Genomic DNA, 24,111 nt, shown 5'->3' with positions numbered 1-24,111 from the left:
TTTTTAGATGTAAAAACCTAATAATGAGGACATATGTCCTTTATTGAAGATCGCGAAGTAAAGTAGGAAAAATGGATTACTTTACATATTAACCCAAAATAGAAACATCATAATTACTCATAAAAAAAGCCACCCGCAGGCGACTTTTTTATCAAAACTACGACTTTTTAAAAGCAATTTCGCCGTCTATATGAATATCACGCTGTGGAAACGCAATTACAACATCGTGCTTTTCAAATACGTCATAAAGGCTAAAGCGGATATCGCTGCGTACCTTTCTAAGCATGGTTTCAGACTCAGCACAAACCCAAAAAATGGCGTTAAACACTAAAGAGCTATCGGCAAAGTCATCAAACATTACCGACGACTTTGGATTAGCTAAAATAGCGTCATGATCATCAAGCACTTGTTGAATGAGTTTTTTAACAAGCACTACATCTGAGCCATAGGCAACACCTACGCTTACCGACGAGCGTGCATTACCATCTATTAGTGTCCAATTAGTTACTGTGTTTTCTAAAAGCTGAGAGTTAGGTATAAGCATATGTACACCATCGTTTCGGCGAATACGTGTAGAGCGCGTATTAATAGTTTCAACTACGCCTTTTGCGTTTCCCACTTCTAAAAAGTCACCAATGCGAATTGGGCGCTCCCACATTAGTATCCAACCGCTGATAAAGTTATTAATAATGTTTTGTGCACCAAAACCTACACCAATAGCAATTGCACCGGATACAAAAGCAAATGCCGTAAGCGGGATGCTGAGCACTTCAAGCGATGTAAAAATTAAAATAGCGATACTTAAAATAAAGTAAATACGAGTAAACAAATGCACTGCGTCTTGGCTTATTTTTTTAGCGAGTAATGTTTTTTTAATAAGCTTGCCAATACGTGTGACTACAAACCACATAGCAAACAATATAAGTGGCACTTGAATTACTTTTGCTACCGTAATATTCACATCGTTGTAAGTAAATATTACAAAGGCTAAGTATTGATTAATTTGTTCGAGGGTCATAAGTGTTCCCAATATCTTTTTTGTTTGTTATTTGTTCACTAAAAATAAGTGTGGTTCAGTTTTCGCTAAGCTTAGCAAGGCATAATATAGCTAAAACGCCAAGTTAATAAGTTCAATATGAATTTTATGAACAATTTATTAACTCTTTATTGCACCGAGTGCTATATAAATAGTGTACAAGCACTGGAGATCACATATGACACAACTTACCTTAAATCAAAGACTCGCTACTTTGCAGCCGCAGGTAGATTTAAAATTGTTTGAAAGCAGCCTAGATTACCGAAATAAAGTTTTGTGCTTGCTAGCCGAACAAGAGCAAACTCTAGCAACTATTAATAAAGAGTTTGGACAGCAATCTAATAGCTTTGGCTCAGAAAGAAAATTTGTTCTTGGTTATAATTAACCGCATTCAAAACACATAATCGTATAATTAAGTAGCTCTTACGTTTAATTTTAGAGCTACTTTTACCTACCTTAATACTAATTATTAGCTAATTTGCGTTCAAATCCCGCTTAATACCGATAAACTTTATTGTATAAACCCCCAAATTTGATAAGTTAACTAGGTTTTTCGACTCGCAAAGCCTATTTCGGCTAATCTTTTTATGGAGTTATTATGCGTAAAACCCTGATCGCCACTACTATTGCTAGTGCCCTAATCCTATCGGCTTGTTCTTCTAACGAACCTCAAGACATGGCAAAAGAGAGCGCAGCACAAGTGCAAGACATGAACGCAAACAATGTTTTATTCAAACCAAGCCCATTGCAGTACATGGCACCAGAATTTGATAAGTTTGGTACAAAAGACTACGAAGCCGGCTTTGACGCTGGTATTGCTCAGCATACTGCACAAGTACAAGCTATTGCCAACAACCCAGCTCCTGCAACTTTTAAAAATACATTAGTTGAAATGGAAATGTCTGGCGAGCTACTAAACCGTGTATCGGCTGCATTTTATAACCTTTCTGGTTTAATTTCAGATGATGAATACCAGCGTATAAGTAAAAAAATGGCGCCGGTTTTATCTGCTCACTCTGATGACATTTACTTAAATGGTGCATTATTTAAGCGCGTACAAACTATTTACGACAACAAAGACTCGCTTAACGCTGAAGATCAACGCCTTGTAGATTTTTACTACAAGCAATTTGTAAAAGCCGGCGCAAAGTTAAATGACGCTGAAAAAGCAAAAATGCGTGAAATCAACTCGCAACTTGCAGAGCTTTCTACTGCGTTTTCTCAAAACATTTTAAAATCGTTTAAAGAAGATGTAATTGTAGTTACAGATAAATCAAAACTTGCAGGCCTTTCTGAAGGTGAAATTGCAGGCCTTGCAGCCGCAGCTAAAAAAGCAGGCAAAGACGGCTACATGATCACTTTAGTGAACACAACACAGCAGCCAATTTTATCAAGCCTTGAAAACCGTGACTTGCGTGAGCAAATTTTTACTGCATCAGCTAACCGTGCAGCCGAGACCAACGGTCCAATTATTATTGAAGAAACAAACTTACGTGCTCAAAAAGCAGAACTACTAGGCTTTAAAGATTGGGCATCGTATGTAATGACTTCGCGTATGGCTCAAACAACGGATAACGTGTACGGCATTTTAGATGACCTAGCACCAAAAGCAGTTGAAAAAGCTAAAATTGAAGCCGCTTCAATTCAAAAAGTGATTAACGATTCGGGCGAAAGCTTTGAGCTTAAACCATGGGATTGGGCTTTTTATGCAGAAAAAGTACGTGCTGAAAAATACGACCTAGATCCTGCGCTAGTTAAGCCATACTTTGAAATGAACTCTGTAATTCACGATGGTTTATTCTTTGCGATGAATAAACTTTACGGTATTACATTTAAAGAGCGCAAAGACTTGCCGGTTTATCACGAAGATGTAACAGCCTACGAAGTATTTAACGCTGACGGCAGTGCAATTGGTTTATTTTATATGGACCCATATGCACGTGAAGGTAAGCGTGGCGGTGCATGGATGAGTGCATACGTTAGCCAAAGTGGCTTAAAAGGCACTAAACCTGTAATTTACAACGCACAAAACATTCCTAAACCGGCGGCAGGCGAGCCAACGCTAATGACCTTCGATGAAGTGTCTACTATGTTCCATGAGTTTGGTCATGCGGCGCACGGTTTATTCTCAGACGTTAAATACCCAAGCCTAGCGGGTACAGCTACAGCCCGTGACTTTGTTGAGTTTCCATCACAAGCACACGAAGATTGGATGATTGAGCCTACAGTACTTGCTAACTACGCTAAGCACTACAAAACAGGTGAGCCAATTCCTAAAGCATTACTTGATAAAGTACTCGCTTCGCAAAAATTCAACCAAGGTTTTGGTACCACTGAATATTTAGCCGCTGCTTTACTTGATATGGAATGGCACTCGTTTGGTTCAGATAAAAAAATCAGCGATGTACAAAAGTTTGAAAGCGATGCGCTAAAAGCACACGGTATTGATTACTACCCTGTACCACCGCGTTATAAGTCAAACTACTTTAGCCATACTTTTGCCGGTGGTTACTCTGCGGGTTACTACGCCTACCTTTGGACTGAAGTATTTGCAGCCGATGCATTTGCGCATATGGAAAACAATGGTGGTTTAACGCGTGAAAACGGTGACAACTTCCGTAAAGAAATCCTATCTAAAGGTAATAGCCGCGACTTAATGCAAAGCTACATTGAGTTTAGAGGCCAAAAACCAACTACAGACGCACTACTTAAGCGCCGTGGTTTAGTTGAGTAAATAACTTAGTTTATTAAGCTCACTTTTTATAAAAGCCCGCTTGCGGGCTTTTATTGTTTATACCCCTCTGCATAACAGATAAACTTAACTCAATATTTTTTAACAGATGATGGTTATGCAGTACTTATTTGCAGTCACTTTGCTTTGGGCGTTTTCGTTTAGTTTAATTGGTGTGTATTTAGCAGGCCAAGTTGACGCATGGTTTAGCGTTTTAATACGTATAGCGTTGGCAACACTGATTTTTTTACCTTTTTTAAAACTCAAAAATACCCCAAAACCCGTTGCACTTAAACTTATGCTAATAGGCGCGGTGCAGCTAGGCGTAATGTACAGCTTTTACTACCATTCGTTTTTATATTTAACCGTGCCAGAAGTACTGCTATTTACAGTAATGACGCCACTTTACATTACACTTTTAAACGATGGCTTAAACAAACACTTTAACCCCCGCTTTTTTATAGTCGCCTTAATAGCCGTGCTAGGTGCTGTGGCTATTCGCTGGGAAAACCTAAATAGTAACTTCATTATGGGGTTGTTACTCGTTCAAGGCGCTAACCTTAGCTTTGCGACCGGGCAAGTTACTTACAAGCGTTTAATGGCAAATAATAAACTTGATGATAAAACCGTGTTTGGCTGGTTTTTTATAGGCGCACTTATTGTGGCTACAATATGTTATGCGTTATTTGGTAATTCCAACAAATTACCAAGCACTTCTACTCAATGGGGCATACTTATTTACTTAGGCGTTATTGCATCGGGCCTTGGTTACTTTTTATGGAATAAAGGGGCAACCAAAGTAAACGTTGGTGCATTAGCGGTAATGAATAACTTGCTGATCCCAGCCGGAATTATAGTTAACGTACTCATTTGGAATAAAGATGCAGACATTATAAGGTTATCTATTGGTGGGGCTATTATGTTGGCAGCACTAATAATTAATCAAATAGGTACAAATAAACAGAACGTCACATCAATGTAGCTAATTTGTCATTAAATCTGGTTAGGGTTGAGGAAAATAACGTTAAGGAACAAACATGAAACATCTCACCCTAATAATGAGCTCTTTAGCACTTACGCTTCTAAGCGGTTGCGACGACGATGTAAAAGTAGTCGAAAAAGACGTTGTTTTTACCAACACTATCGTCGAAGTTGTCGAAGTGCCTACCCCTGTTATTGTTGAAGTGGCAAAAGGCGATACGCCAGACATTCAATTAGGGACTCGCGCCGATTACCTTATTAATGATATGGCACAGAGCGATTTAAAAACTAAATTAGAATCGTGTAAAGACGGCCCCTTTTATAAAACCGACTTTTCTATTGGGCATCGCGGCGCCCCTATGCAATACCCAGAGCACACTAAAGAATCTTATACTGCCGCCGCGCGAATGGGCGCGGGTGTTATTGAGTGCGATGTTACATTTACAAGCGACAAAGAGCTAGTGTGTCGCCATTCACAATGTGATTTACACACCACTACTAATATTTTAGCCATTCCTGAACTTGCTGCTAAATGTAGCGCCCCTTTTACACCCGCAGACTCAGCAAGTGGCACGCCGGCTTCAGCTAAATGTTGTACCAGTGATATAAGTTTAGCGGAGTTTTTAACGCTTGAAGGCAAAATGGATGGGGCTAATCCACAAGCCACTTCAGTCGATGAATACATGCAAGGCACGCCCAGCTGGCGCACAGATTTATACGCCACAAGCGGTACTTTAATGACTCATAAGCAAAGTATTGAATTGTTTAAAGCGCTTGATGTAAAAATGACCCCGGAGCTTAAATCGCCGCAAGTAAGTATGCCTTTTGATGGCATGACGCAGCAGCAATATGCTCAAAAAATGCTTGATGAATACACCCAATTAGATGTACCGAGTAATCGTGTTTATCCGCAATCATTTAATCTTGATGATGTTAAATACTGGATAAATAACAACCCCGACTTTGCTAATCAAAGTGTTTATTTAGATGGGCGCGACAGCGAAGCGGGATTTGATCCAAGTAACCCAGATACGTGGCAGCCAAGTATGGAAGAACTGGTTACCGATGGCGTTAAAATTTTAGCGCCCCCTATTTGGATGATGTTAAGTATCAATAACAATAATGATATTGTGCCTTCTCAATATGCTATTAATGCAAAAGCCGCAGGCCTTGAACTTATAGCATGGAGCCTTGAGCGCTCAGGACCACTTAACGAAGGCGGTGGTTATTACTATCAATCAATAGCGGATGTAATAGATAACGATGGCGATATGATGACAGTTGTTGATGTACTGGCACAAGATGTCGGCGTTATGGCTATATTTTCTGATTGGCCAGCAACGGTAAGTTATTACGCTAGTTGTAATAAAATGCCAGCAAGCATTTAAAAAACCAGTATCAGTAGTCGTTTATTTTTTTGCGCTCAGTTACCATAACCTTATTAATTATTTAACTGAGCGCTTTATGATAGTCCAACACCATAATACCGACCTAAACACACCCACTGGTTTAATGCGAACCACCGTTTACCGCCCGCAAGCACAGGGCCAATACCCCGCTATTATTTTTTACTCAGAAATTTTTCAGCAAACAGCACCAATTGCTCGCAGCGCCGCTATTTTAGCAAGCCATGGTTTTGTGGTGTTAGTTCCTGAGGTATTTCATGAGCTAAACCCTATCGGCACTGTACTTGCGTACGACGATGCAGGTAAAGATAAAGGCAATGCCGATAAGTGGGAAAAGCCACTTGAACACCACGATAGCGACACACAAGCGCTTATCGACTTTGTAAAACAGCAAGATTACTGTACAGGTACGCTTGGGGCTATGGGTGTATGTATTGGTGGGCATTTAGCTTACAGAGCCGCGTTAAACCCACATATAAAAGCCGCATTTTGCTTATACGCAACCGATATTCATAGTGATACCTTGCCTGCTCAAGCGGGAAATAACTCATTTGAACGCATGGCCGATATTCAAGGCGAAATACACTTTATTTGGGGTAAACAAGACCCACATGTACCCAAGGAAGGCCGTAGCAAAATTTATCAACAATGTGTAGCTACGGATATTAACTACCAATGGCAAGAAGTAAACGCGCAGCATGCGTTTATGCGTGATGAGGGCGAGCGCTACGATGCAGCACTTGCAATCACTATGTATCAGCAAGCTGTTGCGTTATTTAGCCGCACGCTTTAACACAAAGCTTTTTAAACGCTTTTCAGCATGCCCAACGCGGTGTGCTGTTTTACAAAATACGCTTTTAAGTAATCAATAAACAGCCTAAGTTTTTTAGAGCCTGCTGCCCCTGGCGGAAACACACCATAAAGCTCTATATCTTTACTTTTATAGTCATCAAGTATTATTTCTAGCAGCCCAGCTTGTACTTTAGGCCACGCGTCATAAAGCGGAATACGGCCAAGCCCGTGCCCTGCCTCTACAAATGCAGTACGAGCCGCCGCATTGTTAGTGCTTAAGCCGCCTTGCATTGTAATCTCGTGTTTTTTGCCCTCTTTTTGAAGGGTTAATGTTTTACTGCCCAATTGATAAACCACCCATTTATGAGCAACTAACGCCTGTGGGGTATTAGGCTTACCAAAATATTCAAAATAATCTGGGGAGCCACATATGCAAGTGCTCATTGTGGTTAATTTAGTCGCTTGTAAGTTAGAGTCACTTAACGCAACACCACGTATGGCAAAATCAAAGCCATTTTTAATAATATCGACCACGTCATCGCTTAGCTGTAAGTCTATGTCAATTTTAGGGTATTGGCGTTTAAACGTATTAATCGCGGGCACTATTAATTGCATACCAACATTAACCGGGCAGCTAATTTTTAATAAGCCCTGCGGTTCACTTTTAATATTTTCTATTTGCTGATTAGCCGCATTGGCTTGCTCTGTGATCACTCTACAGCGCTCGTAATAAGCGATGCCGGCTTCGGTTAGCGCCATTGTGCGGGTTGAGCGGTTAAGCAATGTTACTTCTAACTGTGTTTCGAGTTTTTTTAAATGATAACTTGCCACAGCACGTGTTAAGCCTAACTGTTTAGCTGCGGCTGTTAAGCTACCCTGCTCTACTATTTGTGCAAACACCACCATACTTTTAAGTTGCTCAAACGACACTTTCATAACAAAACCCTGCTTTTGCCTATTCAATACCATTATTGTATCAATAATTAAACCAATAAAGTTGAATTTATCATCGTTGTTTAAAGTCTTTTAAGTGCATATAGTATTTACAACGCTTTGGTGAAAACCAAACCTAATTAATTTACTCAATAATCGAAGGAATATTGTCATGGCTAAAAAAATACTTATGGTACTTACGTCACATTCGGAGCTTGGTAACACCGGTGAAAAAACAGGTTTTTGGGTAGAAGAATTTGCAGCCCCTTACTACGCATTTGTAGATGCAGGCGTAGACGTAACACTTGCTTCACCTGCGGGCGGTCAGCCACCTATTGACCCTACAAGCACACTTGCTGATTTTGAAACAGATGCAACTAAGCGCTACGATGCAGACAGCGCGGCACAAACTCTAATGGCAAATACTAAAGTGCTAAGTGAAGTAAATGCGAGCGACTTTGACGCGGTATTTTACCCAGGCGGCCACGGCCCGCTTTGGGATTTAGTAGATAACACAGATTCAATTTCACTTATCGAAGACTTTGTAAAATCACAAAAACCAGTGGCAGCGGTGTGTCACGCTAGTGCAGCTTTTTTAAATGTTAAAGATGCAGACGGCAATGCCTTAGTTGCAGGTAAAAAAGTAACAGGCTTTACTAATTCAGAAGAAGCCGCAGTGCAGCTTACCGATATCGTGCCATTTTTAGTGGAAGACGAGCTAATCAAAAAAGGTGGCGATTATCAAAAAACTGACGACTGGGGTGTATTAGCGCTTGAAGATGGCTTAGTGATCACAGGTCAAAATCCAGCAAGCTCTGAACAAGCCGCTAAAAAATTATTAGCTAAACTTAGTTAATTAAACTTTAAAGAGCGGAAATCAGTACCGCTCTTATACTTTTATAGCACTGGCATTAAATCGCTTTTAATAGCTAAACCTAACTCCTATACTGGTACAAAATAATTCCACTAGGACGTTTAAATGGCCGCTAAGCCTTCATCGTATTCACTTATTAGTAGTACACGCTTTGCAATATTCAGTATTGTATTTATTTGCTTAATATTACAGGTAATTAATAGTTTACCGGGTATTACATTAAATGGTTTAGGTATCTATCCCCGAAGCGTTCAAGGCTTAATTGGTATTTTATGCGCCCCATTTTTACACGGCAGTTGGTGGCACTTTGCAAGTAACATGATCCCCTTTATTGTATTAAGTTTGCTAATTTGCCAATACAGCGTAAAACGCTTTTATAACGTGTTTATATTTACCGCACTAGTTGGTGGCCTTTTAGTTTGGGCTTTTGGCCGTAGTAGCTTTCATGTTGGTTTAAGCGGCGTTATATATGGTTTATGGGGCTTTATACTTTGCTACGGCGTAGTTAGGCGCTCATTCAAATCTATTATAATTGCAATAGCAGTTGCTGTGCTTTACAGCGGATTTATTTGGGGCGTATTACCACAGCGCTTTCATGTCTCGTTTGAAAGCCACTTATTTGGTGCATTAAGCGGGTTCTTTTTAGGTTATAAGTTAGCAAAATCAGATCGGTTAAAGGGCGTTTAGTCACCCTTTAATTACTCTCTTTTGCCCTTATTTATTATTTATCAGTCAATATTTTTCAACAATTGAGGTTTATATGAGCAACGATAACGAATACACGCCAGCAAAAGTTTGGACGTGGGAAAGTGAAAGTGGCGGTAAATTTGCAAATATTAACCGCCCTATTGCAGGCGCAACTCATGACAAAAGCCTACCAATTGGTGAGCATGCATTTCAGCTTTACTCATTAGCAACACCGAATGGTCAAAAAGCAACAATCATGTTTGAAGAGCTTTTACAGCTTGGCTGCACCGATGCTGATTACGACGCCTACTTAATAAATATTAGTGAAGGCGATCAGTTTGGTTCTGACTTCGTTGATATTAACCCTAATTCAAAAATTCCAGCATTAATGGATCATTCAACAACGCCCCCTACCCGTATTTTTGAATCAGGTTCAATACTTCAATACCTAGCTGAAAAATTTGATGTACTTATTCCACAAGATTTACAAGCTAAAACGCAGTGTCGTAACTGGCTATTTTGGCAAATGGGATCTGCCCCCTATTTAGGTGGCGGATTTGGCCACTTTTATAGTTATGCTCCGAATAAAATACAATACCCTATAGACCGTTTTACTATGGAAGTTAAACGCCAACTTGATGTACTAAACCGCCATTTAAGCGAAAACGAATACATGGCAGGCGAGGAATACTCAATTGCCGATATTGCAATTTGGCCATGGTATGGCTCACTAGTACTAGGGGATCTTTACGATGCAGCCGAATTTTTAGATGTAGCTTCGTATACGCACGTTATGCGCTGGGCTAAGCAAGTATCGCAGCGTCCTGCTGTTAAGCGCGGACGCCGTGTAAACCGTGTTTGGGGGCCTGAAGAAGAACAAATGGCAGAGCGCCATAACGATAGCGACTTTTAAAAACTAAATCGTATAGTCAATTTTTTAAAGGCCCATAGTAATTATTATGGGCCTTTTTTATTAACGACACTTTTTTCTTTTAAGCTCATAAACTATATTTATTTTTATACCAATAATTAGCACCTTGCGAATAAAAGTGTTTAATACATTTTTATCACTAAAATAAGGTGTATTTTCTTCAAAGCTACAATATTAATAAACGTAGCTTTTGCATAAGGTTTTACTTAGTGCCATATAGAAATTTAAATAGTGAAGAACGTAGAGAAGCAGTTAAAATTTTGTACTCTAATGCTATTTCAGGCATTGCTATTTCCACTGTTGTAAGCTTTATACTGGTATTTGCGTTTGATTTGAGCAACCAACAAACATCTCATGAAAAAGGGGTGTGGCTAACTATTATGATTTCCATATTAGCCGCACGCGCTATAGATGTCATTTGGTTCTTAAAGGATAAAAAAAGCAACCCATTATTTTATGCAAATAACTACCTAAAGCGTTTTTCAATTGGATGTATTTTAACTTCTATTTCATGGTGCGGTTACGCACTTTGGTTTCATAGCAGCTCATCCACCATAGAAATAACAACTACCATTGCTATTTTATCTGCTTTTGCTGGCGGCTCTGCCAACTTGTTATCTGGAAGTAGAATTACAGCCGTGCTTTATAGCTTTATTTTATTAGCGCCCTACTCTTTTTTATTAACGCTGTCTGATGATAACTATAATTATGTTTTAGGTATTTTGGGATTAACCTTTACCGCTATCATGATAGCTTCATCTTATAAGTCCGCCACATTTACACAAAGCGCAATAAAGTTAAAAAATCAAAATAGAGAATTACTCGATGAAATGGAGGATAAAGTAGAACGAAGAACAGAGGAAATCTATCGTTTATCAAACACAGATCCACTTACAAATCTTTTAAACAGAACCGCATTTTTAAAAAATGCAAATAAGCGCTTATGCGAAAACCCAGACGAGCCATTTGCTTTATTATTTGTAGACTTAGACGGGTTTAAGCAAATAAATGATACTTTAGGACATAAAGTAGGTGATAAAGTTTTAAAAGAAGTCGCTCGTAGAATTAGTAACGTATGCGATCAGCAACTCTACAAATGCAGATGGGGTGGAGATGAATTTTTAATTTTGACTCAATACCAAGATACACCACAGTTAGTCGAATTTGCTAATAATGTACTTCAAAGCATTGGTGCCGAACATGAAAAATACAAATACCAAAAGTGGGTATCTGCAACAATTGGTATAGCTAAGTACCCTGAACATGGCGATAGCCTCAATACTTTAATTCGTTCTGCTGATATTTCTATGTACCATCAAAAACGCATAGCAAAAGGTAGCGTCAATATATATAACGACTCCCTTAAACTCAAACAAGAGCGAGAAAACCTATTAAGTTACCGATTAGCGAGTGCAATAAAAGAAAATAGTTTAAGGCTCGTTTTCCAACCCATTGTTGATAGTAGAACAAATAAAGTTACGTCATTTGAGTCACTATTACGCTGGCAACTTGATGGAGAAAATATTTTTCCCGACGAGTTTATAGCAATTGCGGAACAATACGGTTTAATTACCGAACTAGGGCTTTGGGTAATAGAGCAAGCATGTGTCCAGGCTCAAAAGTTTAACCACTTAGAACCTCACATTGCAGTGAGTGTCAATGTATCAGTCATTCAACTCCAAGACCCTGAATTTGTGACTAAAGTTGTTAATATAGTAAACATTTATGACGTAGAGCCTAAAAATTTACATATTGAAATTACTGAATCTGTATTTGCAGAAGACAAACTCACGTTTTTAACCGCTGTAAAAGCACTACAAAAGCAAGGTTTTTGTATCTCAATTGATGATTTTGGCACTGGGTATTCATCGCTTTCTAGCATGTTAGATATAGGTGTAGATATAGTAAAAATAGATAGAAGCTTTATTCAGAATATGGATAAACGTGGTTTGAGCATTATTCATGCGATAGTTCAGATGGCCTCTTCGCTCGATTTTATGGTGGTTGCAGAAGGCGTAGAAACAATAGAGCAATCCAATACGCTTACGGATATTGGCGTATCTCACTTACAAGGTTACTACTTTTCAAAGCCTATGGAGCAAGCATTTGTAAACTCATATTTAAATGAGCAAAATAAGCTCTGTAGCTAGTTTTTTAAGATCCTGCCTCAAGCCCTTACTTATAAACACATTTCATTAAACAAATTATTACAATTACTTACACTGAGGAAACCTTTTATAGCGTAGTCTAATTGCATCTTAATCATTACAGTTTAACTTATTTGTAGTGGTACTAATTTTTGTAAAAGGATTTAACATGCTAAAGCCTCTTTGTTACTCACTCGCCATTTTACTTACACCAGCAAGCGTTTTTGCACAAACAATGGTAATAAAAACAACAGATGAATTGATCACTACCGATTCTCCCACTCTATTCGCTTATAACAAAGAGTCAAAGCAACTAGAGGTAATTAATTTACTAACCTCAAAAAGTCATGAGCTAACTTTACCTAAAAATGCTTTTGGTTTTGATGTAGCCACTATTGCAAATACAACAGATAAACAGGCGCTAGTGTTAACTGAGAGCGGTGTTTATAAAAGTACAGCAGGAGAAGCTGAGCTTTTATTTAATTACAGTTCAGTGATTAGCCAATTGAAAGTAGATAAATTTGAAAAAATAAATTTTGTTTTTGATGCCAATAATGATGGCCTTAGCGATATTTTAATTCCCGACTTAACTAGTAGTACCTTGTATATTCAAAATAATGAGGGAGCATTCAAGCCAAATAGATTTGAACAAGCAGCTGAGTATAATGGACGATTTTCAGAAAAAGGGCTCGCTCTTGAGGTTAATATAAACAACCAACCCGTTATTATTGATTTTAATAAAGACGGTGTAAGCGACTTAGTTTTTGCAAGCGACTTTGGTGCTAATGTATTGCTAGCGAATGCACAAGGTTATGCCGATGCCTTAACCCCTATTAATTTTAATATTGAACTAGGCGAACTAAGTAACGGCGAAACGCGAAAAATTAAGCAGCTCTTAGATGTAAACAACGATGGACTTTTAGATTTTACTACTAGGCAATTTAAACCAACACAAGGTATGGACTCACTAGACATTAAGATAGCCCATACTTTATATTTAGGAAATGAAGGCGGCTTTAGCGCAACGCCTATCAACTTATTTGAAACACAGGGCCCGAGCGAGTTATTGCTAAAAACAGACTTTAATAACGATGGCTTAATTGATTTACAAAAAATGGATTTAGATATTGGTTTAGGCACTATTGCATCAATGGCTATGGGCGGTGGTAGCACAGATGTTGATGTAGAGATGAATTTATACAAACAGCAAAGTGATGGCTCATTTGCAAGTAAGTCAGGCATAGAGCTCGATTTAGAAATGGAAGTAGGTATGAATGGAGGTGAGTCATCACCAGCGCTCTATTTAGGAGATATAAACGGCGATAGCCAAATAGACGCTGTGTACAAGTACAGTAAAAAAACACTGCATATTTATTATGGAGAACAAGACTCTTTACTTAATAAAAAACGTAAAAAACTAAAATTAACACTTCCCAAAAATAATAAAGATATTTTGCTGGTTGATATAAACCAAGATGGTAAAAAAGATTTTGTATTTAAATTTACAGAAAAAGATGGCACCAGCAAAATCAAAACACAATTAAATTAAACATTTTAAAAAGCCAACAAAAAAAGCTCGGCAATGTTAAACACATTAACCGAGCTTTGGACTTAAGACCTAAGGATAAACAGTCAGCTTTACCTCAAGTTATAACACCTAAGCAGTTACATTCAGCAATGAATCGCCTTCACTTAAACCAAATTTTTCTTGTACTGAAGACAAGATAGACTCTTTATCTTCATCAGATAGCTGGCTTGAATATTCAGTAAGTAACTCATCTAAGTAACTTACTACTTCGTCAGTATCAACAGACTCTAATGAGTTTTGTGGCGGTGGCGGCGGGCGTTGCCCTTCAGGTCGTCCTGCATCACCAATGCTTTTAGCATCAAATTCAAGCTCACTCATTAAATCGGCAAGCTCTTTTGTAGGCGAAATACCTTGCTCTTCAAATGCAGCTTGAATACTTTGCGCATCTTCTGCACTTAAGTTTTCTGGATCAAACTCAGCAAGTGTTTCTTTTACAAAGTCAGTTTGTTCAGTGGTTAAAGCACTCACTTGGCTACTTTGTTGAGTCATAAAACTCGATGAACTACCAATACTGTTGATCATTTTAAATCTCCTTTAACGACTACGACGTGGTGGCTTATGTTCACTTAATTCTTGTTCGCTAATTTCGCCATTTCCATCAGCGTCTATTTCATCGAAAATAGTTTGCGCATCACCTTGTGGTGGCGCGCTTTCACTAAATTCAGCAAAGCTTATAACACCATCGCCATCTGTATCTATGCTTGAAAAGTCAGGTTTAGGTGGTGGGTTATCACCGCCTCTAGCGGCCACATTGGCAGAAAAAGCCACTGATAATAATGTAACAGCTGCAAAGATTGAAAAATTTTTCATAGTGGTAGCCTTGCGTAAAATATTAATTAGGGTGTATTTATATATTACGCTTGAAAATAGCAAACAATGTGCAAACAATAAGGAAGTGAAAATAAACTCGGTTTTTATCATGTTATTTTTACCTTAGTCATAATTTCGGTTATTGTGCACAGTATAAAAACAGCTAGCGTATACTGTTAATACACATTACAAATATTTAAGGACTCTTTAAATTACATGTTTAACCTTCCAATTTTTCTAGTAGTACAACTGTGAAAATACCTAAACGCTTACAACCTCTTGTTGATGATGGTTTAATCGACGAAGTGATCAGCCGCTTAATGAGTGGTAAAGAAGCCGATGTATTTGTAGTACGTAGTAGTGGTGAAATTCGCTGCGCTAAAGTTTACAAAGATGCTGTTAAGCGTAGCTTTAAAAAAGCAGCCCAATATCAAGAAGGCCGCAAAGTAAGAGGCGGACGGCAAGCTCGTGCAATGGGTAAACGTTCAAGCTATGGCCGTCAATTAGAAGAAGAGATTTGGCAAAATGCTGAGGTAGACGCCCTTTCACGTTTATCACGAGCTGGCGTAAGAGTTCCCGACACTTATTATTGTATTGATGGCGTACTGTTAATGGAGCTTGTGTGTGATGAAGATGGTGATGTAGCTCCGCAATTAGGTCATGTAACGCTTACCCAAGAGCAAGCTATAGAGCAATATAAAATGATGATTCACTACATCAAACTTATGCTCTGCACGGGTATTATTCATGGTGACTTATCTGAGTTTAATGTGCTTGTAGATACTAATGGTCCAGTAATAATTGACCTACCTCAAGCCGTCAACGCTGCAGCTAATAACAGTGCTCAAGCTATGTTTACTCGCGATGTAAACAATATGCGCCGTTACTACGGTGAATTTGCGCCGAGTTTATTAAAAACGCAATACGCTAAAGAAATGTGGGCTTTATTTGAAGAAGCAAGCCTAACTCCAAATACAACCTTAAGCGGTGAGTTTGAAGACAGCACCGAAGCTGCTGACGTAGATGCTATTCTTGATGAAATTCAAGCGGCCGAATATGAAGAGTTCGACCGTTTAGAGCGCATTAAAAACGCTGACGAAGAATAAAAACACCCAATACTTACCTATTGAGGATGTACAAAGCGATACCCCACCCCATAAACCGACTGAATCACACTGTCGGTTTGGGTTACTTCATCAAGCTTTTTGCGTAACTTTTTAATGTGGCTGTCTATAGTTCGATGACTCACAATACGTTGGTCTGCATACATAGTATCCATTAAGCTATCACGCGAAAAAATACGATTTGGGTTATTAAATAAAGGTTTAAATAACTGAAACTCAAAATTTGTAAGCTCTATACTGGTTGCTTTGTATTGAACACTGTAAGTACTTTCATCTAGCTTCATTGTTGATGAGCTAATATCTGTAATGCTTGTTAAGCGCCTTAAAATAGCTTTTACACGCGCCACCAGCTCAGCATAGCTAAACGGTTTGCATATATAGTCATCGGCTCCTAATTCTAGGCCGAGTAGACGATCTATTTCCTCTACTTTTGCCGATACCATAATAATAGGCACATTAGAGAACTTTCTTATCGCTTTACACAGCTCAATACCACTTTGCCCAGGTAACATTATATCGAGTAATATTAAGCTTGGTCGGTTGTGCTCAAGCCAAGGTAGCACCTCATTACCGTGATTAATGATGTGTGTTGCGTAATGATGACTTGTTAAAAAGTCGCTCATTAAGTGTGCTAACTTTATTTCATCTTCAACAATAAGTATTTGATCTTCCATACTGTCCTCTAAACCTTTACTAAAGGCAGGCGAATAATAATCGCTAAACCACCTAAACTTGCTTTTTCAGCCGCTATTTCACCCTGATGGCCTTTAACAATATGCTGGCAAATTGATAAGCCCAAACCAGAGCCACCTTCTTGTCGATTTCGAGCGCTGTCAACGCGGTATAAGTACTCAAATAAGTGCGATAAGTGCGTTTTATCAACCCCTACGCCATTGTCTTCTATCGTCATTTCTAAATAAAGCTTGTTTTTAATCTCCATATTACGAGCAGTTAAGGAGATAGTTGAGCACTGTGCGTAGTGCACTGCATTCATTAAAATATTATCAAGCAACTGTAATATACGTGTTTTATCTGCTTCAACAATGGCATGCTTGGAGCTATTTAATAAATAAAAATTTATTTTATGTTGCTCAAATAGTACTTGGTATTTTTGCTCAATAGAATTTAATAATAAACCAATATCAGTTGGTTGTTTGGTGTAGTGCATACCACCTAACTCAGCACTATTTAACATATGTAAATCGTCAATTAAGCGTTTTAAATGCAGCGCCTCGTCGTTCGCAGAACTTATATTTTTATTATTTGGTTCGCGTATTCCTAGTAACATAGCTTCAAGCTCACCAAGTAAAATACTCATTGGCGTTCTAAGTTCGTGAGAAATATTAGCAAGCCAACGTTTACGTACTTGCTCGTCTTTGGCAAGCGTAAAGGCAAGCGTATTAAAGTCTTCACTAAGCTGGCCTAATTCGTCTTTTCGCTCAAGCGAAAGCTTCGTACTGTATTGCCCCTTAGTAAGCTTGTGCATGCCATTAGCAATCTGCTTTACTGGGCCAACTAAATGCCTCGATAATAAAAAAGACAACAATAAAGTAAGTAGCCCAGCAGTAAGTGCTATAAGCCACAGGTAATTAGTTTGCTGCTTTAAAAAATCGAGTTCATAGCCATCCGCTAAGCTTTTTCTTTTTGATACACCTAAATAGGCGATTGTTTCGCCATTTAAAACAACAGGTGTATTTATATATCTTAAGTCGTCAAAAAGCTTACCAAAGATACGCTGCTTATTCTTATCAAGTAATACGTAATGCGCTGCATACTCTGGTGGTGGGCGATGATCTCTTTGCCCCATATGCTGAGGTGGTCTAGGCCTTCGCTCTCCCCTGTTAGACTGCCTAGCAGGCATGTCTGGTAAACTGGGTAAAAACTGGCTTGATTGGAGTTGAGACTCAACCAGTCTTAAGAAGCGTTGATCGTCTCCTATTATTTTTTTCCATGAAGCATTACGTTCATATTGTTTTGCTAATTGCGCCGCAAGTGGCTCTAGTGCCTTTAGTTCTTTTGCATTAACAAAATCAATAACACCTTGGCCGATACTGTACTGAATAAGTACAACTAACCCCGCAATAATGCTAAAAGTAAAGCTAAATAATATTAAAAAAAGTTTATTATGGATTTTCATTAATGCGTGTTTTCAACCTTGCTGGGAAAGCTTTCAAATCGGTATGTTATAAACTCTTTGGTTTGATCGTTAACATACAACGTAGCAACTATTTTTTTGCCTTTGGCGGTCCAATACATATGACCATGATTATTTAAAGTAACCGATACGGTATTTATGCCACTTTTAAATAAGTTAGCAGGTAAATGCAATGCATGTCCGTATATTCGCTGTATTTTAACGCCATTGATATACAGATGGGCATGCCCTTGTAAAAAACCACTACTTGGGTTTGTAGTTGCGCTCATCATTTGTTGCATACTCATTGTATCAGCTGGCGGAACAGATAAATCATAACGCTGCGTGTTTAATACTAAGTTATAACCCGACATACTATCTTTTAATAACGTAAGGCTCAGCGCCGGTATAAGAGCATTATTTGGCACAGCTATAGGCATATGACTATGATCCATCATTTCCTGCTGCGCATAAAGCTTAACGCTAAATAGCATAGTAGAAATAAGGATCAATGCGTATTGAACATAAGGCATATCGACTCCTTAAACGCCTGGCGGCGGCCCCATCGTTTCGCCAGTATCACAGCGACCAATTGAATTATCGGCTAATTGCCCCTTAAAACGCGGCCCTATTTGATAAGGGAAAGCAGGCTGTAATTTACCATCGCTGTCTAGCGTGAGTGTTATATGGTAGTGATAACCCTTACCATCGTTAGTATCGTGGCCGTTATGCTCATCTAATTGAGCACCTGTTACTGTTTTTTGTGCATAGTAATAATCCTCAAAATAGTAACCATCATCAGCATTAAGAGTGTTCCCTGAAAGTGTCGTTACTTCTTCACCTATACCAGGGCCTGCTTCACTTACTTGAGTGCCTTGGCTAATGTCGTACTGGTCAACTAATATACAGCTACGTTCACCTTCACTACCACAGCCTCCTTCGCTTGTTGCAGCGCCATAGTCACGTATTTCCCAGCCACTCACAGCAAGTTGCCCATCACTTTCGTAAGGGCCATAAAGAGGATAGCCATCAGCAGCAAAACCATAAATAGGAGAATGTGCATCGCCATCATCTTCCAATAAACCAGCCAAGCAACTTGTGTAAAAATGATGATGGTATTCACCATTTGCGGCATGCCCACCACATATATCTACATCGTATCGCTCTGCAATTGGAGCCAGCGTATACCACACATTATCACCATAACTCATACCATCGCCCCAGTTAAATATACTGGTACCATTTACCATTAAGCCAACTGTGCCTAAGCCTGTTTCACATGTTTCGGTGCCTGACAAATCAGTAGGGGTAACCGGGAAATAGGCCTCTACACTTTGCTCTGTAGGACAACTGGGCCCTGGCGGCCAATAACCAGCGCCACCTGTATCGTTACAGTATTGAGTACTACTTACATAACCGATGTCTTCACCGAATAAAACAGTTTGTCCAGCAACAGCTGAGGTTACACCATTATAAAAGTCGCTTGTTGCGCGCGGGCGATTGTTTAATGCATCAACCTGTTCTTGTGTGAGGGTAATATCGTACTTTGGAATATCAGTTGTTTGCACGTACATGTATTCAACATCTGTGCTTTCTTGTGTAATAGTAACAAGTTCGGCCGACTGCACATCTTCAACCACAGCACCATTATTTTGTATGTAAGTAGACGTTGTATCGTTGTTAATTATCCAACTTGCAAGCTTTACATCTGTATTTGATAAAGCTACAGAGGATGCAACAACGTTAATTGTAACAGTGTCAATCACAGCGCTGTTTACGCCATCGTCAGCGCTTAATTCAAACACTAACGACTCATCAGTTAGTACTTCTGGCGCTGTAAATTCGCTCGTTAATGTTGTACTTGATGTAAGCGTAACAGTGGTACCTGATGTTTGCGACCAAGTGACAGATACGTCGTCATCGTCTTCAATGCTTGCATTTAAATAAACGGTATCGCCTGCGTAAACTGTTTGATCAATACCCGCATCTACGCTTGGTACACTATTACTAACAGTATCGCTGTCTGTGGTTGTATTTGTTGATTCGCTATTACATGCTGTTAATGCAATACACAGTGCACTTAAGCCAAATAATTTGGTGATGTTTGAGGTGTTTTTCTTATAAAGCGCTTTCACTATTTGAACCTTTTACATTTACGTTTAATAAATAAACTTAACAAGTAAAAGTGCAAACAATGTGCACAAATTATAAAATATTAAACGCCCATATTATGATGGACGTTTAAGAACAAATTTATCTCTTGTGGTTGCGTAATAATCTCCGCCCATACGACCTACTGAATCTAAATTAGTAGGATCTATATAGCCATCAACCAATGTTTCATCTTCAACGCAAATACCAACAATATCTAACAGTATCATTTGTCCGCCACCGGGTTCGCTTGAAAATGTAATCACTTCTCTAAGTTTACATTCGTAGCGTACTTTTGAATCGGCAACACTTGGGACGGCAACCATTTCACTCGCTACCTTAGTAATATTAGCCGCATCAAATTCACTCACATCACTGGCGTAGTTTGCGCAGCTTTGATTCATTTTTTCAACCTGAGCATGGCTTACAATATTAACTACACACTCTTTAGTAGCTAATACATTCGCTAAAGTATCTTTAATTGCTTTATCTCGAGGATTTACCTGCGTAACACTCAGTACTGGCGGGTTACAGCTCGCTACAGTAAAAAAAGAATATGGCGCCACGTTTGCCACTCCATCTTCATTTAATGTACTTACCCATGCAATAGGCCTTGGGCTGATACCGCCTACTAAGTAAGAGTAAACATTTTGGTTGGTATTTTCGGTGAGATCTAAAAACATATTTTTTCAACTAAATAAGAATATCAACATGCCTAATATCTTAATCCGATGAAGGTTGGGGTTAAAGAAGATTTACAAATGAGAAAAGTTAAAAAGTAAAACCGAGCCTTCAGGCTCGGTTTTCAATCCATTTAGCAAGGCGCTACATTATTGAATACTCTGACTTTTGTTTTTAAATCAAATGCAGCATAAGCTGCAACAATAATAAAACACCCCGCAGGCACAACATAAGAAAACGCGACACTGTATGTATCAATAAACACAGCTTGGAATACAGGAACTATCGCTCCACCTAAAATAGCCATTACTAAACCAGCAGCACCTAGTTTTGCATCATCGCCTAACCCATGTAGTGAAATCGCGTAAATAGTTGGAAACATTAACGACAAGCAAGCCGATATACTTACCAGCGCCCATACGCCACTTATATTTGGCATTTTCACCATATAAAAACACAGCAGCATTGCAATAATAGAGGTTGCCATTAACAGTTTGGCAGGACGAATAAATCCCATAAGCCAGGTCATTACAAATCGAGAAACTAAAAAGGTGATCATACTGTATTGTAAAATACTTCCCCCAGTAACTTCATTTGTATCGAGTGCCTCCATTACGTACTGGATGGTAAATGTCCATACACAAGTTTGCGCCGCAACATTAAAAAACTGGGCGATAACACCAAAGCGGTAATGGGTATTTTTAAACAAACGCTTAAACGTTGCACTAAATTCTACATGCTTAGAGACTTTTTTTTGCTTACAAAAATTAGGTGTTTTAGTAAACGCAATTGCCAACCAAATAAAAACCAACACACAAGCCATACCAACATAAGGCACCATAACTGCATCAAGTTCTGCGCTTATAATGCTAGTTAATTGCTCACTATTCATATTTGTGCGCTCACCAGAGGTTGCTGTATTGAGCTTTGGTAAAATAAGGGTAGCGGCTAAAAAAACACCAATGTTAGTACCGACAGGGTTAAATGATTGCGCCAAATTCAACCTGCGAGTTGCACCTTGTTGGGTGCCCATTCCCATTACATAAGGGTTTGCTGATGTCTCTAAAATAGATAAGCCTCCAGCTAACACAAACAAAGCCACTAAAAAAAAACCATAAGTCATTGCTTGGCTGGCGGGATAAAACAAAAATGCTCCGATTGCAGCCATCCCTAAACCGGTTAACACACCTGTTTTATACGAAAAGCGTTTATTGATATATGCCGCCGGAATAGCTAGGCAAAAGTAAGCTCCATAGTAGCTAAATTGTACCAATGCAGACTGCACTGACGACATAGTAAAAATTTTACTAAACACTTTTACTAGCGGATCAGTCATGTTTGCCGCAGCTCCCCATGCAGCAAAGCACAGAACAAGTAAAATAAAGGGAACCACCATCTCCTTGGAGACAAGAGGTGTTTGTGTGTGTGTGTGTGTGGTCATTGCCGTGTCTCAGTTGTTAATGTTAAGTAAAGCATTTAACCAGTTAAATATCATTCCGTCAATAAATCAACTATAGTTATTTATTGACCTCCTGTGACTTATTTATACTCTGTCGTAAATTTAATAATAAGAAATGAACCCGGCAATAAAGCTAATATAGTCGCCAATTACACACACTCGGTGTACAATTAATCAGGTTATTCAAGATAATAACAACTAGGTAGGAATAATTATCAAATCTAAAAACCCTCGACTCTCTTTACAAGAAGGCCGAAGCCAATCTGGCCTGCGTGCTCATAATGAACGCCGAATTATGTCATTAATTCGCCAACACGGTAGTGCTCCAAAAGCTGAAATTGCACAAAAAACAGGGCTTTCAGCACAGGCCGTCACAGTAATTATCAATAGTTTAGAAGCCGAATCGTTATTAATACGGAAAGACCCTCAGCGTGGTAAGGTTGGCCAACCAACCATCCCATTTGCGTTAAATCCAGATGGTGCATTTGGAATTGGCTTAAAAGTAGGTCGTCGCAGTTTTGATTTAACCTTGATTGACTTAGTAGGAAATATACGCGCAACTTTGCACGAAAACTGCGCTTACCCCACAGTACAGAGCTTGCTAACCTTTTTAGAGAAAGGGATCAGCGTACTTAAAATGAGCTTAAGTGACGAATTAGCCAAGCGTATCTTAGGTGTGGGTGTTGCAACCCCTTACGAAATTTGGAACTGGACAGAAGAAGCCGGCGCTCCAAAAACAGTATTGAATGAATGGAAGTCTTTTGATTTTAAAGAAAAAATAAATCAAATTGTACATCTTCCCGTGTATGTATGTAATGATGATACCGCTGCTTGTTCAGCTGAATTAAGCTTTGGTAATCCTGCTCGTTTTAGCGATTTTTTATATATTTTTATTGGTACTTTTATTGGTGGTGGAGTTGTTATAAACGAAACCTTATTTACTGGTAAAAAAGGTAATGCCGGCGCTATAGGTTCATTACCTAGGCCTATGCTTAATAGTGAAGGACAACTAACCTCCCAACAACTTATTATGCAATCATCACTGTATATTCTCGAAAAAATGCTCAAAGGTGATGGCTACAATACTGACATACTATGGAGTTCAAAAGAGTATTGGGGAGACTTAGGCCCCGTACTCGATAAGTGGATAGACCAAGTTGCAGATGGCCTCGCCTACGCGGCATTGTGTTCTTTAGCTATTTTTGATTTTGAGGCAATTGTCATTGATGGCGCCATTCCTATCAATGTCAGAGAAAAAATAGTTTTGGCAACAAAGTTAAAATTGAGCCAGGCTGATCATCGCGGTATTAATCGCTGTGAAGTACAAAGTGGCTCTATTGGCGCCAAGGCTCAATCAGTAGGCTGCGCTAACCTTCCGTTACTTATCAACTTTTCTCAAGATCACGCAAGCCTTTCACACCACTAATATACTTTAAAGTTAAAAAGCAGCCATCGGTAACGTTGGCTGCTTATTTATTTTTTATCAGAGGTAAAAAATTCACTTAAACAATCAAAAAGCTGTACAAAAAATAATAAGTAATAATAGTTGATTTATTATTTTAAGTTCTCTACATTCTATTTACAAATTTGATAACACTGACATGTTTGATTAATAAAACCGCAAATTTGTATACACACACAACAAA

Annotated in this window: 21 protein-coding genes and 1 pseudogene; 12 read left to right on the top strand and 10 right to left on the bottom strand. The window is 38.8% G+C overall.

Annotation, left to right across the window (positions count from 1 at the left end; all coding sequences use genetic code 11):
* Positions 1-157: 157 nt before the first annotated feature.
* Positions 158-1,018, bottom strand: a complete 861-nt coding sequence (locus ALFOR1_RS04785) for a mechanosensitive ion channel family protein (protein ID WP_058547335.1) — start codon at positions 1,016-1,018, stop codon at positions 158-160.
* A 196-nt stretch (positions 1,019-1,214) separates the two neighbouring features.
* Between ALFOR1_RS04785 and ALFOR1_RS04780 the strand changes: the two genes are divergently transcribed.
* The 5 genes from ALFOR1_RS04780 to ALFOR1_RS04760 all read left to right on the top strand — a co-directional run bounded on the left by ALFOR1_RS04780 (position 1,215) and on the right by ALFOR1_RS04760 (position 6,947).
* The gene (locus ALFOR1_RS04780; RefSeq protein WP_058547334.1) at positions 1,215-1,421 is read left to right on the top strand and encodes a hypothetical protein; all 207 of its coding nucleotides are present in this window, start codon (positions 1,215-1,217) and stop codon (positions 1,419-1,421) included.
* A gap of 213 nt (positions 1,422-1,634) precedes the next feature.
* Positions 1,635-3,770, top strand: coding sequence for a M3 family metallopeptidase (locus ALFOR1_RS04775; RefSeq protein WP_104642228.1), 2,136 nt, complete (start codon positions 1,635-1,637; stop codon positions 3,768-3,770).
* Positions 3,771-3,885: 115 nt separating this feature from the next.
* On the top strand, positions 3,886-4,749 hold the full coding sequence (locus ALFOR1_RS04770; RefSeq protein ID WP_173827041.1) for a carboxylate/amino acid/amine transporter: 864 nt from the start codon (positions 3,886-3,888) through the stop codon (positions 4,747-4,749).
* Positions 4,750-4,804: 55 nt separating this feature from the next.
* Entirely contained in the window at positions 4,805-6,136 is a 1,332-nt protein-coding gene (locus tag ALFOR1_RS04765; RefSeq protein ID WP_104642227.1) for a glycerophosphodiester phosphodiesterase family protein, read from the top strand.
* A 76-nt stretch (positions 6,137-6,212) separates the two neighbouring features.
* Positions 6,213-6,947: a dienelactone hydrolase family protein gene (locus ALFOR1_RS04760; RefSeq protein WP_104642226.1), complete on the top strand. Its 735-nt coding sequence runs from the start codon at positions 6,213-6,215 to the stop codon at positions 6,945-6,947.
* 11 nt (positions 6,948-6,958) lie between these two features.
* Here the strand turns inward: ALFOR1_RS04760 and ALFOR1_RS04755 are convergent, their stop codons facing one another.
* Positions 6,959-7,882: a LysR family transcriptional regulator gene (locus ALFOR1_RS04755; RefSeq protein ID WP_104642225.1), complete on the bottom strand. Its 924-nt coding sequence runs from the start codon at positions 7,880-7,882 to the stop codon at positions 6,959-6,961.
* A gap of 169 nt (positions 7,883-8,051) precedes the next feature.
* Between ALFOR1_RS04755 and ALFOR1_RS04750 the strand changes: the two genes are divergently transcribed.
* The 5 genes from ALFOR1_RS04750 to ALFOR1_RS04730 all read left to right on the top strand — a co-directional run bounded on the left by ALFOR1_RS04750 (position 8,052) and on the right by ALFOR1_RS04730 (position 14,067).
* Positions 8,052-8,735, top strand: coding sequence for a type 1 glutamine amidotransferase domain-containing protein (locus ALFOR1_RS04750; protein ID WP_104642224.1), 684 nt, complete (start codon positions 8,052-8,054; stop codon positions 8,733-8,735).
* A gap of 123 nt (positions 8,736-8,858) precedes the next feature.
* Positions 8,859-9,440: a rhomboid family intramembrane serine protease gene (locus ALFOR1_RS04745; protein WP_104642223.1), complete on the top strand. Its 582-nt coding sequence runs from the start codon at positions 8,859-8,861 to the stop codon at positions 9,438-9,440.
* Between the two features lie 73 nt (positions 9,441-9,513).
* A complete protein-coding gene (yghU, locus tag ALFOR1_RS04740; protein WP_104642222.1) occupies positions 9,514-10,353 on the top strand; it encodes a glutathione-dependent disulfide-bond oxidoreductase in 840 nt (279 codons plus the stop codon).
* A gap of 227 nt (positions 10,354-10,580) precedes the next feature.
* The gene (locus ALFOR1_RS04735) at positions 10,581-12,521 is read left to right on the top strand and encodes a putative bifunctional diguanylate cyclase/phosphodiesterase (protein WP_104642221.1); all 1,941 of its coding nucleotides are present in this window, start codon (positions 10,581-10,583) and stop codon (positions 12,519-12,521) included.
* Between the two features lie 166 nt (positions 12,522-12,687).
* The gene (locus ALFOR1_RS04730; protein WP_104642220.1) at positions 12,688-14,067 is read left to right on the top strand and encodes an FG-GAP repeat domain-containing protein; all 1,380 of its coding nucleotides are present in this window, start codon (positions 12,688-12,690) and stop codon (positions 14,065-14,067) included.
* Between the two features lie 108 nt (positions 14,068-14,175).
* Here the strand turns inward: ALFOR1_RS04730 and ALFOR1_RS04725 are convergent, their stop codons facing one another.
* Together ALFOR1_RS04725 and ALFOR1_RS04720 are read right to left on the bottom strand one after the other, a co-directional pair.
* Positions 14,176-14,628: a hypothetical protein gene (locus tag ALFOR1_RS04725; RefSeq protein WP_104642219.1), complete on the bottom strand. Its 453-nt coding sequence runs from the start codon at positions 14,626-14,628 to the stop codon at positions 14,176-14,178.
* Between the two features lie 12 nt (positions 14,629-14,640).
* Positions 14,641-14,916, bottom strand: a complete 276-nt coding sequence (locus tag ALFOR1_RS04720) for an EF-hand domain-containing protein (protein ID WP_104642218.1) — start codon at positions 14,914-14,916, stop codon at positions 14,641-14,643.
* 251 nt (positions 14,917-15,167) lie between these two features.
* Between ALFOR1_RS04720 and ALFOR1_RS04715 the strand changes: the two genes are divergently transcribed.
* Positions 15,168-16,022 (top strand): PA4780 family RIO1-like protein kinase, encoded by an 855-nt coding sequence (locus ALFOR1_RS04715; RefSeq protein WP_104642217.1) that lies wholly within the window; start codon positions 15,168-15,170, stop codon positions 16,020-16,022.
* 17 nt (positions 16,023-16,039) lie between these two features.
* Here the strand turns inward: ALFOR1_RS04715 and ALFOR1_RS04710 are convergent, their stop codons facing one another.
* The 6 genes and pseudogenes from ALFOR1_RS04710 to fucP all read right to left on the bottom strand — a co-directional run bounded on the left by ALFOR1_RS04710 (position 16,040) and on the right by fucP (position 22,447).
* Positions 16,040-16,714 (bottom strand): response regulator, encoded by a 675-nt coding sequence (locus ALFOR1_RS04710; RefSeq protein WP_058547320.1) that lies wholly within the window; start codon positions 16,712-16,714, stop codon positions 16,040-16,042.
* A gap of 8 nt (positions 16,715-16,722) precedes the next feature.
* On the bottom strand, positions 16,723-18,177 hold the full coding sequence (locus tag ALFOR1_RS04705; RefSeq protein WP_104642216.1) for an ATP-binding protein: 1,455 nt from the start codon (positions 18,175-18,177) through the stop codon (positions 16,723-16,725).
* Positions 18,177-18,707: a hypothetical protein gene (locus ALFOR1_RS04700; RefSeq protein WP_104642215.1), complete on the bottom strand. Its 531-nt coding sequence runs from the start codon at positions 18,705-18,707 to the stop codon at positions 18,177-18,179. Before ALFOR1_RS04700 ends, ALFOR1_RS04705 begins: the two co-directional genes overlap by 1 nt.
* A 9-nt stretch (positions 18,708-18,716) precedes the next feature.
* A pseudogene (locus ALFOR1_RS04695) lies at positions 18,717-20,369 on the bottom strand (YHYH protein).
* A gap of 33 nt (positions 20,370-20,402) precedes the next feature.
* Entirely contained in the window at positions 20,403-21,008 is a 606-nt protein-coding gene (locus ALFOR1_RS04690) for a flavin reductase family protein (RefSeq protein WP_104642214.1), read from the bottom strand.
* A 131-nt stretch (positions 21,009-21,139) separates the two neighbouring features.
* Positions 21,140-22,447 carry an L-fucose:H+ symporter permease gene (fucP, locus tag ALFOR1_RS04685; RefSeq protein WP_029753314.1) on the bottom strand — a complete coding sequence of 436 codons (1,308 nt, stop codon included), beginning with the start codon at positions 22,445-22,447 and terminating at the stop codon, positions 21,140-21,142.
* 226 nt (positions 22,448-22,673) lie between these two features.
* Between fucP and ALFOR1_RS04680 the strand changes: the two genes are divergently transcribed.
* On the top strand, positions 22,674-23,891 hold the full coding sequence (locus tag ALFOR1_RS04680; protein WP_100218334.1) for an ROK family transcriptional regulator: 1,218 nt from the start codon (positions 22,674-22,676) through the stop codon (positions 23,889-23,891).
* Positions 23,892-24,111 lie beyond the last annotated feature (220 nt).

This window comes from Pseudoalteromonas carrageenovora IAM 12662 (assembly GCF_900239935.1).
Taxonomy (GTDB): Bacteria; Pseudomonadota; Gammaproteobacteria; order Enterobacterales; family Alteromonadaceae; genus Pseudoalteromonas; species Pseudoalteromonas carrageenovora.
Note: the sequence above shows the minus strand (reverse complement) of the source record. Positions and strands in the feature narration are given on the sequence as shown.

What these genes read in the sequence shown, in the direction of transcription:
- ALFOR1_RS04785 (WP_058547335.1), bottom strand. Translation starts at nt 1,018, where the DNA reads ATGACCCTCGAACAAATTAATCAATACTTAGCCTTTGTAATATTTACT.
- ALFOR1_RS04780 (WP_058547334.1), top strand. Translation starts at nt 1,215, where the DNA reads ATGACACAACTTACCTTAAATCAAAGACTCGCTACTTTGCAGCCGCAG.
- ALFOR1_RS04775 (WP_104642228.1), top strand. Translation starts at nt 1,635, where the DNA reads ATGCGTAAAACCCTGATCGCCACTACTATTGCTAGTGCCCTAATCCTA.
- ALFOR1_RS04770 (WP_173827041.1), top strand. Translation starts at nt 3,886, where the DNA reads ATGCAGTACTTATTTGCAGTCACTTTGCTTTGGGCGTTTTCGTTTAGT.
- ALFOR1_RS04765 (WP_104642227.1), top strand. Translation starts at nt 4,805, where the DNA reads ATGAAACATCTCACCCTAATAATGAGCTCTTTAGCACTTACGCTTCTA.
- ALFOR1_RS04760 (WP_104642226.1), top strand. Translation starts at nt 6,213, where the DNA reads ATGATAGTCCAACACCATAATACCGACCTAAACACACCCACTGGTTTA.
- ALFOR1_RS04755 (WP_104642225.1), bottom strand. Translation starts at nt 7,882, where the DNA reads ATGAAAGTGTCGTTTGAGCAACTTAAAAGTATGGTGGTGTTTGCACAA.
- ALFOR1_RS04750 (WP_104642224.1), top strand. Translation starts at nt 8,052, where the DNA reads ATGGCTAAAAAAATACTTATGGTACTTACGTCACATTCGGAGCTTGGT.
- ALFOR1_RS04745 (WP_104642223.1), top strand. Translation starts at nt 8,859, where the DNA reads ATGGCCGCTAAGCCTTCATCGTATTCACTTATTAGTAGTACACGCTTT.
- yghU (WP_104642222.1), top strand. Translation starts at nt 9,514, where the DNA reads ATGAGCAACGATAACGAATACACGCCAGCAAAAGTTTGGACGTGGGAA.
- ALFOR1_RS04730 (WP_104642220.1), top strand. Translation starts at nt 12,688, where the DNA reads ATGCTAAAGCCTCTTTGTTACTCACTCGCCATTTTACTTACACCAGCA.
- ALFOR1_RS04725 (WP_104642219.1), bottom strand. Translation starts at nt 14,628, where the DNA reads ATGATCAACAGTATTGGTAGTTCATCGAGTTTTATGACTCAACAAAGT.
- ALFOR1_RS04720 (WP_104642218.1), bottom strand. Translation starts at nt 14,916, where the DNA reads ATGAAAAATTTTTCAATCTTTGCAGCTGTTACATTATTATCAGTGGCT.
- ALFOR1_RS04710 (WP_058547320.1), bottom strand. Translation starts at nt 16,714, where the DNA reads ATGGAAGATCAAATACTTATTGTTGAAGATGAAATAAAGTTAGCACAC.
- ALFOR1_RS04705 (WP_104642216.1), bottom strand. Translation starts at nt 18,177, where the DNA reads ATGAAAATCCATAATAAACTTTTTTTAATATTATTTAGCTTTACTTTT.
- ALFOR1_RS04700 (WP_104642215.1), bottom strand. Translation starts at nt 18,707, where the DNA reads ATGCCTTATGTTCAATACGCATTGATCCTTATTTCTACTATGCTATTT.
- ALFOR1_RS04690 (WP_104642214.1), bottom strand. Translation starts at nt 21,008, where the DNA reads ATGTTTTTAGATCTCACCGAAAATACCAACCAAAATGTTTACTCTTAC.
- fucP (WP_029753314.1), bottom strand. Translation starts at nt 22,447, where the DNA reads ATGACCACACACACACACACACAAACACCTCTTGTCTCCAAGGAGATG.